The following is a 16,687-nucleotide window of genomic DNA, read 5'->3' on the forward strand; positions in this document are numbered from 1 at the left end:
CCGTGGTGTTACAGGTACTGGCCGGTGTTGCTGGCGGTGTCGATCGCCCGTCCGGCTTCCTGGTTCTTTCCGGTCACCAGGGTGCGGATGTAGACGATGCGCTCGCCCTTCTTGCCGGAGATCCGGGCCCAGTCGTCCGGGTTGGTCGTGTTGGGCAGGTCCTCGTTCTCGGCGAACTCGTCCACGATCGCGTCGTGCAGGTGCTGGACGCGCAGACCGGGCTGCTTGGTGTCCAGTACCGCCTTGATCGCGGCCTTCTTCGCCCGGTCCACGATGTTCTGGATCATCGCGCCGGAGTTGAAGTCCTTGAAGTACAGGATCTCCTTGTCACCGTTGGCGTAGGTGACCTCCAGGAAGCGGTTGTCCTCCGTCTCGGAGTACATCCGCTCCACCGTGTGCTGGATCATCGCCTGGATGCACGTCGACCGGTCGCCGCCGAATTCCAGGAGGTCTTCCTCGTGGATCGGCAGGGTGGAGGTCAGGTACTTGGCGAAGATGTCCTTGGCCGCCTCGGCGTCCGGCCGCTCGATCTTGATCTTCACATCGAGCCGCCCTGGCCGCAGGATGGCCGGGTCGATCATGTCCTCGCGGTTGGAGGCGCCGATCACGATCACGTTCTCCAGGCCCTCGACGCCGTCGATCTCGCTGAGGAGCTGGGGAACGATGGTGGTCTCGACGTCGGAGGAGACGCCGCTGCCACGGGTGCGGAAGATCGAGTCCATCTCGTCGAAGAACACGATCACAGGGGTGCCCTCGGATGCCTTCTCCCGAGCCCGCTGGAAGATCAGGCGGATGTGCCGCTCGGTCTCCCCGACGAACTTGTTCAGCAGCTCCGGGCCCTTGATGTTGAGGAAGTAGGACTTCGCCTGGCCGTCGGTGTCACCGCGGTGCGCGGCGACCTTCTTCGCGAGGGAGTTCGCCACCGCCTTGGCGATCAGCGTCTTGCCACAGCCGGGCGGGCCGTAGAGCAGCACGCCCTTGGGCGGGCGCAGCTCGTACTCGCGGAAGAGTTCGGCGTGCAGGAACGGCAGCTCCACCGCGTCGCGGATCTGCTCGATCTGCTTGAACAGGCCGCCGATGTCCTCGTACCCGATGTCCGGAACTTCTTCCAGCACCAGGTCCTCGACCTCGGCCTTGGGCACCCGCTCGTAGGCGAAGCCGGCCTTGGAGTCGACCAGCAGGGAGTCGCCGGGCTTGAGCGGCTGCTCGAGCAAGGGCTCGGCCAGCCACACCACCCGCTCCTCATCGGCGTGCCCGACGATGAGCGCCCTGGCCAGGCCCTCGCCCTCGTGCAGCACCTCGCGGAGCGCGCACACCTCACCGGTGCGCTCGAACGAGCCGCCCTCCACCACGGTCAGCGCCTCGTTCAACCTGACGCTCTGACCGAACTGGAGGCTCTCCGCTTCCACGGCCGGCGACACCGCGACCCGCATCCGGCGACCCGCGGTGAACACGTCCACCGTGGAGTCCTCGTAGCGGGCCAGGAAGACGCCGTAGCCACTGGGCGGCTGCGCGAGGCGATCGACCTCTTCGCGCAGGGCCAGCAGCTGACCGCGGGCTTCCTTCAGCGTCTCGACCAGCTTGGCATTGCGTTCTGTGAGCTGGCTCACACGAGTTGTGGCCTCGGCAAGTCGCTGTTCCAGCAGCCGCGCGTGCCGAGGCGACTCGGCGAGCTTTCGGCGTACCAGGGCCAGCTCGTCCTCAAGGAACCGAATCTGTGCACTGAGTTCAGCGGCCGTGCCACCGCTGATCCGCTCGCCACCCTCGTCGGGCTGGCTGCCGGGACGATCGTGCTGCATGTCGGCACCCCTCCTCCCGTGCTCTGTCCGTTCACGGTACCGGCGATCACCGACAACAACGTTGTTCTACATGGCAACCGGGCGTGGCGAAAGGTCACAACCGCCCACTCGGCCGGTCGAACTGCTCCATCTCGGTGTAAGGACCGGGCGGTCACCCACTACGGTGCGTCGGGTAGAGGTCGGTCAGCGCCCGAATGGGCGGATCGGCGGCGCGAGCGGTACCCATAGGAGATCCTGATGTCCGTCCCACCACCTCGGCCGGGACCAACGGGCCGGCAAGTTGGCTGGGGACAACAGCCCGGCGGCTACCCACAGCAACCGGTTTTGCCACCCCGCACTGGACCGGAGCAACGACCGGGTGGACTTTCCGCAGCGTACCAATATCTGGGACGAAAACTGCGGCAGCCGAAGCCGGCTCCCGAGGCCGGTTCCCCGGTGCAGGGCCCGCATACCGGCTACCCCCTGTCGCCGGGCCGGCACACCAACCCGCTCGCCTGGGTGATCGGCGGCGCGGGGGTGGCGGTGCTGGGCCTGGTGACCATCCTGGTGCTCGGTTTCACCGGCAACACCGGCTTCGCCACCGCGGAGGCGGCGGTGCAGGCGTACGTGAAGTCGGTGAACGAGGACATCGGCAACCCGGACCTGTACTGCCCCGCCTACCGCAAGCAGGCCGAGAGCGACGCGGCCAGGGCGCGGGAGCGTTTGGGCGCACGGAGCACCGCGACTGCCAGTCAGGTAACGGAGAACGGGACATCCGGTAGCGCTGTGGTCACGTTGGAGGCGCAAACCGCGGCCGGGTCATTGAGAATCAGGAACAAGCTCGCGCTGACCCAGGACGAGGGCTGGACGATTTGCGGGATCACCCCGGAAATCGACTTCCCCCGGCCGACGCCACCCGGCTCCGGCGGCTGACGAACGCGACACCACCGACGACGAAGGAGCGCCGAGGTGACCTACCCCCCGCAGGGCCCGTACGGCCAGGACCCGTATGGCCAGCAGCCCGGCCAGCAGCCGGACCCGTACGGGCAGCAACAGCCCGGGTACGGCCAGCAGCAGCCCGGGTACGGCCAGGACCCGGGGTACGGCCAGCAGCAGCCCGGCTATGGCCAGCAACCCGGGTACGGCCAGCAGCCGGGGTACGGGCAGGACCCGTACGGCCAGCAGCCCGGCTACCCGCCCAGTGGCGGCTTCCCGCAGCAGGGCTACGAGCAGCAGCCGCAGTTCGGCGGTCCGCAGTACGCGGCCTACCAGGCGGCGCAGGGCCAGCCCCCGAAGAAGAAGACCGGCATCATCGTGGCCGCGGCGGTCGCGGGCGTGGTGGTGCTCGGCGGCGGTGGCGCGGCGCTGTACTTCCTCAACCAGGGTCCGGACCCGCGCGAGCAGGCGACGGCCGTGCTGGCCAACTACCAGCGCGACTTCGACAAGAGCGTGCTGGACATCAACCCGGACAAGGACTACCAGCCGTACCTGTGCGCGGAGGACATGAAGAACCTGCGCGAGCGGCGGGAGATCGTGGAGAAGAACCGGTCCTCCAGCACCGCGACCCAGACCAGGACCACCACCGCGCACAACAGCAAGGCCACCATCACCATCACCGCGGTGGAGGCCAACGAGGACGCGGGCACCGGCACGGTGAAGGTGGACCAGGTCAGCACGGGCACCAGCGGCAAGGAGAGCAAGCAGGAGCGCAGCTTCAAGCTGGTGAAGGAGAACAAGGAGTGGCGGATGTGCGGCCTGATCGCGGCGGCGGAGAAGCCGGGCGGCGGCTCGGGTAGCAGCGCGACCCCGCGCCCGAGCATCTCGATCCCGCGGATCACCATCCCCAGCTTCACCATCCCCAGCCTGAGCCTGCCCCCCATCCCCACCAACTAACCCCGCTCCGCCCCGTACGACAACGGCCAACACGCGGTGCGTACCGCGTGTTGGCCGTTGTCGTACGCCGAGTTGGCCGTTATGGACGCCGGATTGGCCGTTATGGACGCCGAGTTGGCTGTTGTGGGACGGGATGGGGGTGAAACCCCACGACGAGGGTTCTCGTGTCTTCTCCGTACGGCCTGGAGCATGCAGACCACACCTCGCCGAGTGGCCCCTGCAACACAATCCGCCGCCAAAACCACCCAACGCGACCGGGGCCACTCGGTGAGGTGTGGTTGGCTGGCGGAAGGCCGTGCGGAGAAGACACGAGCCCTCGGAGCCACGCTGGATCCGGCCCCGGCAGCACACCCAGCCCCGCAACCTGCTCATCCCGGGGTTTGATCCGCCCCACCCCTCCGGTGGTCTGCCCGGCCGGCGAGGCCATCCTTTTTTGATCTTCACCCACAACGGCCAACACCGTGTACGACAACGGCCAACACACCGTCCACAACGGCCAACGTGGCGTACGACAACGGCCAACACGCGGTGCGTCCCGAGTGTTGGCCGTTGTGGGCGGGGGTCAGCTCTTGCCGGAGCGGCGTTGGGGCTTGGGGGTGACCACGCCCTCGGCCAGGCGGCGGGCGGTCAGCAGGAAGGCGGTGTGGCCGACCATGCGGTGTTCCGGGCGGACGGCCAGGCCGACCACGTGCCAGGGGCGCATCAGGGTCTCGAAGGCCTGGGGTTCGGTCCACATCTCCTGTTCGCGCAGGGCTTCGGTGACCTTGGACAGCTGGGTCGTGGTGGCCACGTAGACGACCAGGACGCCGCCGGGGATCAGTTTCTGCGCGATGGTGGGCAGGACGTCCCAGGGGGCGAGCATGTCCAGGATCACCCGGTCGACCTCGCCGCCGTCGTAGTGGCTGACGTCGCCCAGGGTGAGGGTCCAGTTGGCGGGGAGTTCGCCGAAGAAGCGGGTGACGTTGCGTTCGGCGTGTTCGCGGTGGTCCTCGCGGATCTCCCAGGAGGCGACGCTGCCCTTGTCGCCGACGGCGCGCAGCAGGGAGCAGGTGAGGGCGCCGGAGCCGGCGCCCGCTTCCAGGACCCGGGCGCCGGGGAAGATGTCGCCCCACATCAGGATCTGGGCGGCGTCCTTGGGGTAGATGACCTGGGCGCCGCGCGGCATCGAGAGCACGTAGTCCGACAGCAGGGGGCGCAGGGCCAGGAACGTGGTGCCGCCGACGGAGTTGACCACCGAGCCCTCGGGCTTGCCGATGAGCAGGTCGTGCGGGATGGCGCCGCGGTGGGTGTGGTACTCCTTGCCCTCTTCCAGGACGACGGTGTACTTGCGGCCCTTGGGGTCGGTGAGTTGCACCCGGTCGCCGGGCTGGAACGGGCCGCTGGTGGAACTCACCGGGTCTTACCTCCGCATTACTGGCGCCTCGTGCGCCCACACTGAACTCAAGCTGGCGCACGATCCTCGCAGATGGCCCTGGGCGGCTACGACCTAGCCCCGGCGTCGGCGCAGCGCGTCCCGCAGGTCCTCGCGGTGCAGCACCCCGGCCGGACGGCCGTCCTCGTCCACGACCAGGAACTGCCAGGCCGCGGTTCCGCGTACCCGGTCGATGATCTCCTCGCCGGGTTCGGAGTCCAGGATGACCGTTTCGGCGTTGATCGGTTCGGCCGCGCGTTCGGCCGGGGCCAGTGGGCTCAGCGCGGCCAGCCGGGCCGCGGCGGTGGCGTCGAGCAGGCCCGCGGCCACGCCGTCGGCGCGCACCAAGACCACTCCCCTGCCCGCTGAGGCGTCCAGGGCGTCGGCGACCGGGCTTTCCGCGGGCAGCTGGAGCACCGGGCGGACCAGGTCGGCCAGGGTCAGACCGGCCGGCCAGGTGCGCTGGTGTTCGTTGGCCATCTCCGCGCCCGCGCCGAGCACCACGAACCAGGCCATCAGCACGCAGACGGCCAGCCGCAGCCAGCGGTCGGGGGTGTTGCCCGCCAGGCCCATCACCGCCCACCAGATCATCGCGGCGGCCACCACGCCCGCGCCGATCACCGCGACCCTGGTGCCGGTCATCCGCTTCCCGGTGGCCGCCCAGACCAGCGCGCGCAGCACCCGGCCGCCGTCCAGCGGCAGGCCGGGCAGCAGGTTGATCACCGCGACCGCGGCGTTGGCCACCGCGAGCTGGGCGATCAACAGCCACAGCACCCCGCCGCCGGGGACCAGCAGCAGGCCGAGTCCGGCCAGCGCGGCCAGTCCGACCGACACCGCGGGCCCGGCCGCGGCGACCCAGCCCTCCTGACCCGGCTTCGTCGGTGTGCGCATGAGTTCGGCGGCCCCGCCCAGCAGCTGCAGCCGCACCCGCCGCACCGGCAGGCCCAGCCGCAGCGCCACCACCACGTGCCCCAGCTCGTGCAGCAGCACCGAGGCGGCCAGCAGCACCGCGAACACCCCGGCCATGATCGCCGAGACCACCAGGCTGGTGCCGGGCACGATCATCTCCACCAGCGGCGTGTACAGCACCACGATCACCGCCGCGAGCAGCCACCAGGAATGCGCGAGCAGCACCGGCACGCCACCGACCCGGCCCAGCAACAGACCGCCGTCACGCAGGCGCGGCCGTCGGCCGGGGAGGGTGGTCACGAACGGTGAGCCTAGACATCCCGGTGTGGTGTCGGGGTGACGGCGCACCGGCGGTGGTCGGCAGGGCTGTCGGGGGTCTGGCTTATGGTGCGGAGTGTGACGGACAGCGCGCGGGATGCGATCTCCTCGACCGAGCCGGCCCTCGGTGAGTCGACGGTGCCCGCGCCACGCAGGCCGGTGCGCAGGCTCGCGCTGTCCCCCTCCCGCGCCAGCGACTTCAAGCAGTGCCCGCTGCTCTACCGGCTGCGCGCGGTGGACCGGCTGCCGGAGAAGGCCACCAAGGCCCAGGTGCGCGGCACGCTGGTGCACGCGGTGCTGGAGGAGCTGTTCGCCAAACCCGCCGCCGAACGGGTGCCTGCCACCGCGTACGCGCTGGTCGAACCGGCCTGGCAGAAGTTGCAGCAGGAGCGGCCCGAACTGGCCGGGGAGCTGTTCACCGGCGCCGAGGACCCCGAGCAGGAGCCCTGGCTGGCCTCCGCGCGCGGGCTGCTGGACTCCTACTTCGGCCTGGAGGACCCGCGCCGGTTGCAGCCGGAGGCCTGCGAGCTGCTGGTGGAGACCGAGCTGGACAACGGGGTGCTGCTGCGCGGCTACATCGACCGCCTGGACGTGGCCCCCACCGGCGAGATCCGGGTGGTCGACTACAAGACCGGCAACGCGCCCAGGGAGATCGGCGAGGCCAAGGCGCTGTTCCAGATGAAGTTCTACGCGCTCGCGCTGTGGAAACTGCGCGGCGTGGTGCCCAGGCAACTCCAGTTGATGTACCTGGCCAACCGGGAAACGCTGAAATACGCCCCGGACGAGGCCGAACTGCGCCGCTTCGAGCGCCTGGTCTCGGCGATCTGGCAGGCCATCCTGACCGCGGGCCGCACCGGCGACTTCCGGCCCAGCCGCAGCCGGTTGTGCGACTACTGCAACCACAAGGCGCTCTGCCCGGAGTTCGGCGGCACCCCGCCGGCCTACCCCGGCTGGCCCGAGCCTGCCGCCGACGCGGAGACGGTGCTGGACCGAACGGACTGACCCCATTGCTGCCCCATTGGGCATGGGTTCGGCCATTTGCCTAATCTTTCCGCGAATTCGCGCGCGCCTCCTAGATCAATTCGCTATAACGGAGTCATCGATCGCCGGTGGCCCGATATTCCCTCCGGCGAAATTCGATCATTGCCAGGGGGACAATTGATTCCGTCACCACATCACAGCGGGCGCGGGGGCGCCCGGGTCCGGCTGGTCGTCGTGCACACCGCCGAGGGCATCCGCGATGCCAGGGACCTCGGCCATTTCTTCCAGGGAAAGAAGAAGGCGTCCAGCCACGTCGGCATCGACGACAAGCGGATCGAGCAGTACGTCAGCTACGACCGGGCAGCGTGGACCCTGCTCTCCGGCAATCCGATCAGCGAGAACGCCGAGCTGTGCGGGTTCGCCAGGTGGAGCCGCGCGGAGTGGCTGCAGCATCCCCGGATGCTGGAGCAGTGCGCGCGCTGGATCGCCGAACGCTGTCGCGCGCGGGGCATCCCGCTGCGCAAGCTCACCCCGGCCCAGGTCGCGGCCGGCGAGTCCGGTGTCATCGGGCACCACGACTGGACGGTGGGCAAGAAAGAGGGAGACCACTGGGATCCCGGACCACAATTCCCCTGGGACTTGGTCATGGCCAAGGCCGGGGGTCAGTCAGGGGAGGACGATTTGCCATCACCGAAAGAGGTCGCCGCCGCCACGCTGGACATGCCATTGGGCCCCGGCGCCGACCCGCAGTCGCTCTCGGCTTTCGTGGTCAAGAACCGCGATGTCGCCGAGAAGCTGGATGAACTGCTCGGCCTGCTGCGCCCCGGCATCGAGGGCGTCCGGCACGCGGGCCCGCTGGCGAACCTGATCGCCAAGGCCGCCGAGAACGAGGGCCTGCCGGAGGTGGCGGAACTCTCCGACGCCGACCTGGAGATGCTGGCCAAGGCCGCCGCGGCTGAGCTGAGCCGCCGCAAGGCCTGACAAAACCAACGCTGCCCCGATCCGCCGAGCTGGCGGACCGGGGCAGCGTCGTGTTGATCAGAGTCGGCAGGAACGGATGTCCGAGGTCAGGACCGCCTTCGCGCCCAGAGCCGCCAGCCGGTCCATGATCAGGTTGGCTTCCTTGCGCGGCACCATCGCCCGCACCGCCACCCACAGCGGATCCGCCAGCGGCGCCACCGTCGGCGACTCCAGCCCCGGGGTCAGGTTGACCGCGTCGTCCAGCAGCGAGCGCGGGCAGTCGTAGTCCAGCATCAGGTACTGCTGGGCGAAGACCACGCCCTGCACCCGGGCCGCCAGCTGCGCCTTCTCCGGGGTCTCGGCGGAACCTGCGCGTTCGACCAGCACCGCCTCGGACACACAGATCGGGTCGCCGAAGGCCACCAGGCCGTGCTGGCGCAGGGTGCGGCCGGAGCCGACCACGTCGGCGACCGCGTCGGCCACGCCGAGCTGGATGGAGATCTCCACCGCGCCGTCCAGGCGGATCACTTCGGCGCTGACGCCGTGTTCGGCCAGGCTGGCCCGGACCAGGCGCGGGTAGGCGGTGGCCACCCGCTTGCCGTCGAGGTCCTTGACCGACCACTCCCGGCCCGCGGTGCCCGCGTAGCGGAAGGTGGAGCCGCCGAAGCCGAGCGCGAGCCGTTCGGTGACCGGCGCGCCGGAGTCCAGCGCGAGGTCCCGGCCGGTGATCCCCATGTCCAGCTCGCCGGAGCCGACGTAGATGGCGATGTCCTTGGGGCGCAGGAAGAAGAACTCGACGTCGTTGACCGGGTCGAGCACGGTCAGGTCGCGCTGCTCATGCCGGCCCCGGTAACCCGCCTCGGCAAGCATCTCGCTGGCGAATCCGGACAGCGTGCCCTTGTTGGGCACCGCGACACGCAACATCTGTTCTACTCCGTGGTCGTGGTGGTGTTACAGATACCGGTAGACGTCGTCCAGGGTGAGCCCCCGGCCGATCATGAGCACCTGGAGGCGGTAGAGCAGCTGGGAGATCTCCTCGGCGAGTTCGTCGTCGGACTCGTGTTCGGCGGCCAGCCACACCTCCCCGGCCTCTTCGAGGACCTTCTTGCCCTGGGCGTGCACCCCGGCGTCCAGCGCCGCGACGGTGCCGGAGCCCTCGGGCCGGGTCTGCGCCCGCTCGGAAAGCTCGGCGAACAGCTGGTCGAACGTCTTCACGGCACTGAATCCTTCCATCCCGGCCCGCCCGGCACGATCGCTGGGGGCACCGGTGTGACCAGTGGCTCAGCCCTGGTCGAACAGGTTGGGCAGGCCGGCGCGGTAACGGCGGGTGTCCTCCTCCTGAAGTCCACGCAACTCTGGGGCGCGGAACAGGGTGAACAGCCTGGCCCTCGGCGCACTGGACCCGGTCTCGTCCAGCACCGCGTTCGCGGCCAGCCTGCCTGCCTCGTTGGCCCCCTCCATGGTCGCCAGGTTCACGATGTTGCGGACGTAGTCGGCGGCCAGGAACAGGTTCGGGATGGCGGTGGCCGCCTCCGGCCGCAGCGCCCAGGAGCCGACCGGGTTGATCAGCAGCGGCTCCTCGCTGTGCGCCCCGCCGGGCGAGCCGAGGCCGGTGATCGCCGGGTCCAGGAACCAGGAGTGCAGGTCAGCGGGCCGGAGCAGGTCCTCGCCGGTGTCCTCCAGACTGGCCGACAGCTGCGCCCACACCTCGTCGAAGAGCTGCTGCTTGGTGCAGAACCGGGCCGGTTTGCCGTGCACGATCCCGGGCGCCTCCCAGTTGGAGATGATCACGGACAGGCAGTCCCGGACCCCGCCGTCGCCGTAGCGGGTGAGGTCGCCGCCGCGCCAGAACTGGGCCTGGCTGACCGAGGTCAGCGACCACGGCGTGTCCAGGTAGCTCACGTGCCCGTGCACCAGCGGCAGCTTGCGCCGCAGGTAGAACATGAGCCCATTCATCCACTCGGTGCGCAGCTCGCCGACCAGCCGCAGCCGGGGGTCGGCGGCCAGCACCTCCGGCCCCCACAGCGCCAGCGAACGCTCGGCCGGCACCGCGCTGATGTAGTGGTCCGCGCTCACGTGAACGCTCCCGGCGGCGGTGCGCACGGTCACGCCGCTGATCCGGCCACCGGAGACGTGCAGCCGTTCCGCGGCGCCGGTCTCGAACCGCACGCCGAGCGAACGCAGGTGAGCCAGCCACGGGTCGATCCAGGCCTCGTTGGTCGGCGCGTTGAGCACCCGGTCGGCCGGACCGTCGTTGCCGCGGCCGAGCAGGTTGTTGAAGAACGCCTCGGTGAACAGGCCGACGGTGTGGGTGCTGGCCTCCTCGGCGCGCGCGGCCACCAGCATCCGGGTGAAACCGATGCCGAAGATCCGCTGGTACTCCTGGGACATCCGGCCAGCGCCGAGGAAGTCCCACCACGCGGTGCGCTCCCACTGCCCGAGCCGCCGCTCGTCGCCGCTGGTGAGGTAGACCACCAGACGGTTGGCGAAGTGCGCGGACTCCCAGGGCGGCAGCCGCAGACCGGTGTCCAGCAGGGCGATCAGCGCGGGCAGCAGCAGCACCGGGTCCAGGCTGGGCAGCGCCAGTTTCAGCGGCACGAACAGGTCGAAGCGGGTGCCCATCCGGGACAGCCGGAACACCGAACCGGACACCAGGTTGTCGTGCACGCCGTTGCGGTTGCCCGGGAACGGGATCCGGCGCAGCGTGTCCGGCAGGTTGCGGTACCAGCCGGGGAAGAACCGGAAGCCGTGCTCGCCGGGCAGGTCCGGCCTGCCGCCGGAACCGGTGCCGGGCACCGGGATGCTGCGGGCCTTGCCGCCGAGTTCCTTGCGTTCCAGCACGGTGACGGCGAACCCGCGTTCGGCCAGTTCGTGCGCCGCGGTCAGGCCGCCGATGCCGCCGCCGAGGACGAGCACCGTGCCCGCTGATCTCCGGGCCGGTGCGCCGCGGGCCGCCGCGGCTGTGGCAGGCACGCCCAGTGCCGCCGCGCCGCCCAATGCCACGCCGTGGGAAAGCAAGCTACGCCGAGTCAGTCCACCCATGACCACACCCCTGGCAAAAACCCTAGGCGGCGGCGCGGATGAGCGGCCAGTGCCCGATCGGCTGGACCTCCTCAGGCGTGTTCGGCGTGCCCGTCGCGGTCCGTGTCGGCCGGTTGGTCCAGACCGGGCACGACCGCCGCGAACAGCCCAAGTCCCAGGCCGTACGGGTCGTCCATGCCGACCGCGCGCAGGGTGTCGGCGGGCAGCGCGAGCAGCGAGATGGCCACGCCGAGCAGGTAGGCGTCGAGCAGTCCGGCGTCCTTGGCGGTGGTGGCCAGTCCGGCCGCGTGGTGCACCTCGGCGATGGCGGCGGCGTTGGCGCGCACCATCTCGCCGAGCGCGGCCCGCACCTCGGCGCTGCGCACGCCTTCCAGGTACAGCTCGAACATGGCCAGGATCTGGGTCCGGTCGCCCTGTAGCGCGCGGTGCAGCAGCGCCGGGTACAGCTCGCTGACCTGGCTGGGGGTGACCCCGGCCGGGGTGGTGTCGCGCAGCTGCTGGACGGCCTCGCCGTGTTCCTGGGCCATCCGGCGGGCCGCGGCGGCCAGCAGGGAGTCGCGGGTGGGGAAGTAGTTCTTGGTGGTGCCGACCGGGACGTCGGCGGCACGGTCGACCGCGCGGTGGGTCAGCCCTCGGCCGCCCTCGCGCGCGAGCACCTCGATCGCCGTGTCAGCCAGCAGTTCCCGACGCGTCGACCTGCGCTTTCCGTCTCCCCGACCCGTATTCACAACACGTTCATCTTAGTACTCGGTATCCGATCATGACCAGCCAGGGTGGATCATGTCCCCGTGACCGCACCCCTGGCCCGCCGCCTCGGCACCGCTGACGCGGTGACCATCGGCCTGGCCGCGATGATCGGCGCCGGGGTGTTCAGCGCCCTGGGCCCGGCCGCCGCGGCCGCCGGCGCCGGACTGCTGCCCGCACTGGCCATCGCCGCGCTGATCGCCTACTGCAACGCCACCTCCACCCTGCGACTCGCGCTGCGCTACCCCACTTCCGGCGGCGCCTACGTCTACGGCCGGGAACGCCTCGGCCCGCTCTGGGGCAACCTGGCGGGCTGGTGCTTCGTGCTGGGCAAGACCGCCAGCTGCGCGGCGATGGCGCTGACCGTCGGCCAGTACCTGTGGCCTGATCACGCCCGGCTGGTGGCGGTGGCCGCGGTGCTCGCGCTGACCACGCTCACCTACTTCGGCGTGCACCGCGGCGCCAAACTGGCCAGGGTGATCGTGACGATCGTGCTGATCTGCCTGGTGGCACTGGGTGTGCTGGCCCTGACCACCGGCGCGCCGCAGGCCGAACGGCTCGTCCCGCACAGCTCCACCGGAGTGCTGACCGCGGCGGCGCTGCTGTTCTTCGCCTTCGCCGGGTACGCCCGGATCGCCACCCTCGGCGAGGAGGTCCGCGACCCGCGCCGCACCCTGACCCGCGCGGTGCCCCTGGCCCTGGCCATCGCGCTGGCCGTGTACACGCTGCTCGCGGTGGCCGCGCTGGCCACCGTGGGCGCGGCGGGCCTGGCCGCCTCCCCCGCCCCACTGCGCACCGTGCTGGAAGTCACCCCACTGCGCGAGTTCGGCTGGGTGATCTCCATCCTGGGCGCGGTCGCCGCCCTCGGCGCCCTGCTCGCGCTGGTGCTCGGCGTCTCCCGCACCGCCCTCGCGATGGCCCGCGACGGAAACCTGCCAAGGCCGCTGGCCGCCGTGCACCCACGGCACCAGGTCCCGCACCGGGCCGAGGTGGTGGTGGGCCTGCTCGCCGCCACCGCCGCCGCCACCCTGGACCTCAGGCAGGCCATCGGCCTGTCCTCCTTCGGCGTGCTGCTCTACTACGCGGTGGCCAACGCGGCCGCCTGGACCCTGGAACCGGAGTTCCGGCCGGCCCGCTGGATCCCGATTGCCGGACTTGTCGGTTGTGTCCTGCTCGCCGGTGTGCTCATCTGGGGTGGTGGTGCGTGGTGAGCGAATGCTGGTCTTGTCCGGACTGGCGATGGGGGCCCTCCTGGTGGCCTGCCTGCTGGCGTTGATCGCCGCCCCGCACCTGCGCCCGCACCTGAGTTACGCCGACGGCACCGTCCCCGGCGAGGTCGCCACCTACAGCTGCCAGGCCGCCATCGGCCTGGACGGCCTGCTGCCCTGCCCACGGGAGAAGGACTACCGCTGGGACCTGGCCGCCAACAGCGACCTGAGCACCACCTGGACCACCAGCCGCAGCGACACCAGCATGCTGGCCGGCGTGCTCACCCAGGACGAGTCGGCCTGCCCGGACAGCCGCATCGCCTGGACCCTGACCGCCAACGGCCGCACCAGCACCGGCTCCCTCTCCAGCACCGACCGAGCCACCCTGGTGACGCTGTCGTTGTCCGAACCCCAGGACCGCATCACCCTCACCCTGCGCCGCCTGGACTCCGCCCCCTGCGCCACCGCCCTGGAATGGCGCCAAGCCGCCCCCGAGGCTCCGTGGCTAGGTTTCCTCTGGTCGTGGTAACCCACTCCGCCCACCGAGTTGGCCCAACTCGTACGCCCACTTGGGCAAAATACCCGTACCAGTTGGGCCAACTCGGCGTCAGACTGCCTTGCCGCGCAAGGTGAAGCGGGCGCCGACGACCACGCCGACGCACAGCAGCGGGAGCACGAACAGGGCTACCGGCAGGGTGAATGCCTGGGCCAGGCCGCCGATCATCGGGGGGCCCAGGAGGAAGCCGGGCCAGGCCGCCGCCGAGACCGCCGCGATGGCCTGGGCCGCGTGCCGGCCGGGCAGGGCGGCCGCGCTGCTGAAGACCACCGGCACGGCGCAGGCCACGCCCAGGCCGAGGGTGGCGAAGCCGAGCAGGGCGGCCCAGGGGTGGCCGATGAGCAGGGCGGCGGTGAAGACCACCACGGCCACCGAGGCCAGGGTGCCGACCACCGCGCGGCCGCCGAAGCGGCTCACCCAGCGGTCGCCCATGGCGCGGCCCAGGAACATGCTCAGGGCGAAGGCGCTGAAGGCGAAGCCGGCGAAGGCGGGCGAGGTGCCCAGGTTCTCCTTCATGTACAGCGCCGACCACTCCGCGGCCGCCCCCTCGCAGAGCACCGCGGCCAGCATCAGCGCGCCCAGGGCGAGCAGTTTGGCGTCCTTGAGCGGGAAGGAGACGCCGCCCTTGTCCTTGCGTTCGTGTTTGGCCGAGCGGTCGCCGTCCAGGGCCAGGCCGGTGGTGGCCGGGACGAAGATCAGCGCCAGCACGCCGACCAGCAGCATCTGCGTGGTCAGCGACAGGCCGAAGGCGATGGCCAGGCCGCCGAGGGCGCCGCCCGCCGCCGCGCCCAGGCTCCAGCAGGCGTGGAAGCTGGACATCACCGAGCGGCCGTACGCCCGCTCCACCAGCACCGCCTGCGCGTTCATCGCCACGTCCAGGGAACCCTGGAACGCGCCCCAGACCGCCAGCGCGATGAACAGCCCGGCCAGCGAGTCCGCCAGGCCCAGCAGGCCCGCGGACAGGCCGTAGCCGATCGCGGTGATCACCATGACCTTGCGACTGCCCAGCCAGGACACCAGGGCCCCGGTGCACAGGATCGCCAGCAGCGCGCCCACCGGTCCGCCGAGCAGCGCGATCCCCAGCTGGCCGTCGCTGAGCGCGAGTTTGGCCTTGACCAACGGGATGTAGGGCGTCCAGGTCGCGAACACCATCGCGTGCAGGGTGAACACCCCGGACAGCATCAGACGGGCGGTCCGGGCAGCTCGCGCGGGGGCGAGAACGCCGGTCTCAGACACAATGCACCTCCACTCCAGCTTTGCGTAGTTGGTCCAGTTCGTCCTCGGGTGCGGCGGTGTCGGTCACCAGCACGTCGAGCGCGTCCAGCTCGCACACCCTGGCGAAGGCCCGCCGCCCCAGCTTGGAGGCGTCCACCGCGGCCACCACCCGCGCCGATGCCCGCACCGCGGCCCGCTTGACCTGGGATTCGGCCAGGTCGAAGGCGGTCACCCCGTCCCGGCCGCTGACCCCGCAGCAGCCCAGCACCAGGGTGTCGAAGCGCATCCGGTCCAGCGCGTACTCGGTGAGCGGCCCGATGAAGGCCTGTTCGGGTTTGCGCACGTCCCCACCGGGCAGCACCTGGTGCACATGCTCGGCGTGCTCGAAGGCGGTGGCGATGTGCAGGGACAGCGGCAGCACGGTCAGCCGCAACGACTGCGCCGCCCTGGCCGCCTCCAGCGCGGTGGTGCCGCTGTCGAAGACCACGCTCTCCCCGTCGTCGAGCAGCCCGGCCACGGCCAGCCCGATCCGGCGCTTGGCGTCCACGTGCTGACGGCTGCGCACCGCGAACGGCGTCTCCTCACCGGCCAGCATGCTCACCGCGGCGCCGCGCACCCGGCGCAACAGCCCGTCCCGCTCCAGCGCGTCGAGATCCCGGCGGATGGTCATCTCCGAACACTGGGTGAGTTCGGCCAGCTCCACTACCGTGGCCCGGGAGCGCTCCCGGAGCGCCGTCAGGATCATTTCGTGCCGTTGCACACTCTCCACGCGTTCATACGAACACAGACCCTGTTCGCCGCGCAACCGGTTTCAGAAAGAACGTGGGATGAACGGATCTTGACACAGGCGGCAGAGTGGTATGGACCACTTGTCGTTTCATGGAGGAGCCCCATGGGATACGCAGCCACCGTGCACGAGCACCTCCAGCGAGTGGAGGAGGCCAACACCGAGGCCGTGGCGCAGGTCGTCGGCCTGCTCCTGGACGTCGTGCGCGCGGACGGCCTGATCCACACCGCCGGCGCCGGGCACTCCCTGGCCGCGGTGGCCGAGACCTTCTACCGCGCCGGCGGTCTGGCCTGCGTGCGCCCGATCTACCACCCGGAACTGCTGCCCATGCACGGCGCGCGGGCCAGCACGGTGGCCGAGCGCCGCTCCGGCCTGGCCGCGGAGACCCTGGGCGAGAAGCCGTTCGGCCCGGACGACCTGCTGATCGTCTTCTCCACCAGCGGCGTCAACCCGTACCCGGTGGAGCTGGCCAAGACCGCGGTCGCCGCCGGCCGCCCGGTGGTCGCGGTGACCTCCCGCGAGGCCAGCGCCGCCGCGCCCAGCCGCTCCGGCACCACCCTGGCCGCCGAGTCCACCGTGGTGCTGGACAACCTGGTCCGGGTCGGCGACGCCAGCTACCCCGCCGACTCCCCCGCCACCGCCCCGCTGTCCTCGCTGGCCAACGGCTTCCTGTGGAACCTGCTGCTGGTCGGCCTGCAGGACGCGGCCACCGCGGCCGGGATCCGGCTGCCATTGTGGCGCAGCGCCAACATGGTCGGCGGCGACGAGGCGAACAAGGACCTGATGGCCCGCTACCTGCCCCTGGTGCCGGTGCTCGAATAGCCCAGTGGCGGAGCGAAAGTAGAACTACCTATGGAGTACGCGCTCAAGTCCTGAATAGTGTCC

Annotated in this window: 16 protein-coding genes; 7 read left to right on the forward strand and 9 right to left on the reverse strand. The window is 70.7% G+C overall.

The window, feature by feature from the left end; all coding sequences use genetic code 11:
* Nucleotides 1-8 precede the first annotated feature (8 nt).
* Nucleotides 9-1,799, reverse strand: a complete 1,791-nt coding sequence (gene arc, locus MZC64_RS34620; RefSeq protein WP_247763823.1) for a proteasome ATPase — start codon at nucleotides 1,797-1,799, stop codon at nucleotides 9-11.
* A 435-nt stretch (nucleotides 1,800-2,234) separates the two neighbouring features.
* Here arc and MZC64_RS34625 point away from each other — a divergent pair, with 435 nt between their 5' ends.
* Nucleotides 2,235-2,711: a hypothetical protein gene (locus MZC64_RS34625; RefSeq protein WP_247763824.1), complete on the forward strand. Its 477-nt coding sequence runs from the start codon at nucleotides 2,235-2,237 to the stop codon at nucleotides 2,709-2,711.
* A gap of 36 nt (nucleotides 2,712-2,747) precedes the next feature.
* Nucleotides 2,748-3,671, forward strand: a complete 924-nt coding sequence (locus MZC64_RS34630; RefSeq protein ID WP_247763826.1) for a hypothetical protein — start codon at nucleotides 2,748-2,750, stop codon at nucleotides 3,669-3,671.
* Between the two features lie 562 nt (nucleotides 3,672-4,233).
* Here MZC64_RS34630 and MZC64_RS34635 read toward each other — a convergent pair.
* Both MZC64_RS34635 and MZC64_RS34640 read right to left on the reverse strand, forming a co-directional pair.
* Nucleotides 4,234-5,064 carry a tRNA (adenine-N1)-methyltransferase gene (locus MZC64_RS34635; protein WP_247763828.1) on the reverse strand — a complete coding sequence of 277 codons (831 nt, stop codon included), beginning with the start codon at nucleotides 5,062-5,064 and terminating at the stop codon, nucleotides 4,234-4,236.
* 93 nt (nucleotides 5,065-5,157) lie between these two features.
* A complete protein-coding gene (locus tag MZC64_RS34640) occupies nucleotides 5,158-6,291 on the reverse strand; it encodes a site-2 protease family protein (protein ID WP_247763830.1) in 1,134 nt (377 codons plus the stop codon).
* Nucleotides 6,292-6,375: 84 nt separating this feature from the next.
* On the opposite strand from MZC64_RS34640, the gene MZC64_RS34645 reads away from it, so the two are divergent.
* Together MZC64_RS34645 and MZC64_RS34650 are read left to right on the forward strand one after the other, a co-directional pair.
* Complete coding sequence (locus tag MZC64_RS34645) at nucleotides 6,376-7,311, forward strand: RecB family exonuclease (RefSeq protein ID WP_374205818.1); 936 nt, start codon at nucleotides 6,376-6,378, stop codon at nucleotides 7,309-7,311.
* A 156-nt stretch (nucleotides 7,312-7,467) separates the two neighbouring features.
* On the forward strand, nucleotides 7,468-8,271 hold the full coding sequence (locus tag MZC64_RS34650; RefSeq protein ID WP_282106353.1) for an N-acetylmuramoyl-L-alanine amidase: 804 nt from the start codon (nucleotides 7,468-7,470) through the stop codon (nucleotides 8,269-8,271).
* 57 nt (nucleotides 8,272-8,328) lie between these two features.
* On the opposite strand, the gene hisG is transcribed toward MZC64_RS34650, so the two are convergent.
* From hisG to MZC64_RS34670, 4 genes are all read right to left on the reverse strand, one after another.
* Nucleotides 8,329-9,174: an ATP phosphoribosyltransferase gene (gene hisG, locus MZC64_RS34655; RefSeq protein ID WP_185006699.1), complete on the reverse strand. Its 846-nt coding sequence runs from the start codon at nucleotides 9,172-9,174 to the stop codon at nucleotides 8,329-8,331.
* 27 nt (nucleotides 9,175-9,201) lie between these two features.
* Nucleotides 9,202-9,465 (reverse strand): phosphoribosyl-ATP diphosphatase, encoded by a 264-nt coding sequence (locus tag MZC64_RS34660; RefSeq protein ID WP_247763833.1) that lies wholly within the window; start codon nucleotides 9,463-9,465, stop codon nucleotides 9,202-9,204.
* Nucleotides 9,466-9,531: 66 nt separating this feature from the next.
* Entirely contained in the window at nucleotides 9,532-11,292 is a 1,761-nt protein-coding gene (locus MZC64_RS34665; RefSeq protein ID WP_247763835.1) for an FAD-dependent oxidoreductase, read from the reverse strand.
* 71 nt (nucleotides 11,293-11,363) lie between these two features.
* Nucleotides 11,364-11,948, reverse strand: coding sequence for a TetR/AcrR family transcriptional regulator (locus MZC64_RS34670; RefSeq protein ID WP_247763836.1), 585 nt, complete (start codon nucleotides 11,946-11,948; stop codon nucleotides 11,364-11,366).
* Between the two features lie 132 nt (nucleotides 11,949-12,080).
* Between MZC64_RS34670 and MZC64_RS34675 the strand changes: the two genes are divergently transcribed.
* On the forward strand, nucleotides 12,081-13,247 hold the full coding sequence (locus tag MZC64_RS34675; RefSeq protein ID WP_247763837.1) for an APC family permease: 1,167 nt from the start codon (nucleotides 12,081-12,083) through the stop codon (nucleotides 13,245-13,247).
* Between the two features lie 4 nt (nucleotides 13,248-13,251).
* Nucleotides 13,252-13,773 (forward strand): hypothetical protein, encoded by a 522-nt coding sequence (locus tag MZC64_RS34680; protein WP_247763839.1) that lies wholly within the window; start codon nucleotides 13,252-13,254, stop codon nucleotides 13,771-13,773.
* A gap of 78 nt (nucleotides 13,774-13,851) precedes the next feature.
* Here the strand turns inward: MZC64_RS34680 and MZC64_RS34685 are convergent, their stop codons facing one another.
* Nucleotides 13,852-15,036 carry an MFS transporter gene (locus tag MZC64_RS34685; RefSeq protein WP_247763841.1) on the reverse strand — a complete coding sequence of 395 codons (1,185 nt, stop codon included), beginning with the start codon at nucleotides 15,034-15,036 and terminating at the stop codon, nucleotides 13,852-13,854.
* Entirely contained in the window at nucleotides 15,029-15,760 is a 732-nt protein-coding gene (locus tag MZC64_RS34690) for a DeoR/GlpR family DNA-binding transcription regulator (protein ID WP_247763842.1), read from the reverse strand. Before MZC64_RS34690 ends, MZC64_RS34685 begins: the two co-directional genes overlap by 8 nt.
* A 147-nt stretch (nucleotides 15,761-15,907) precedes the next feature.
* Between MZC64_RS34690 and MZC64_RS34695 the strand changes: the two genes are divergently transcribed.
* Nucleotides 15,908-16,624 (forward strand): sugar isomerase domain-containing protein, encoded by a 717-nt coding sequence (locus MZC64_RS34695; RefSeq protein ID WP_247763843.1) that lies wholly within the window; start codon nucleotides 15,908-15,910, stop codon nucleotides 16,622-16,624.
* Nucleotides 16,625-16,687: the final 63 nt, after the last annotated feature.

Origin of the sequence: Crossiella sp. S99.2, from assembly GCF_023094165.1 — a bacterium.
Taxonomy (GTDB): Bacteria; Actinomycetota; Actinomycetes; order Mycobacteriales; family Pseudonocardiaceae; genus Crossiella.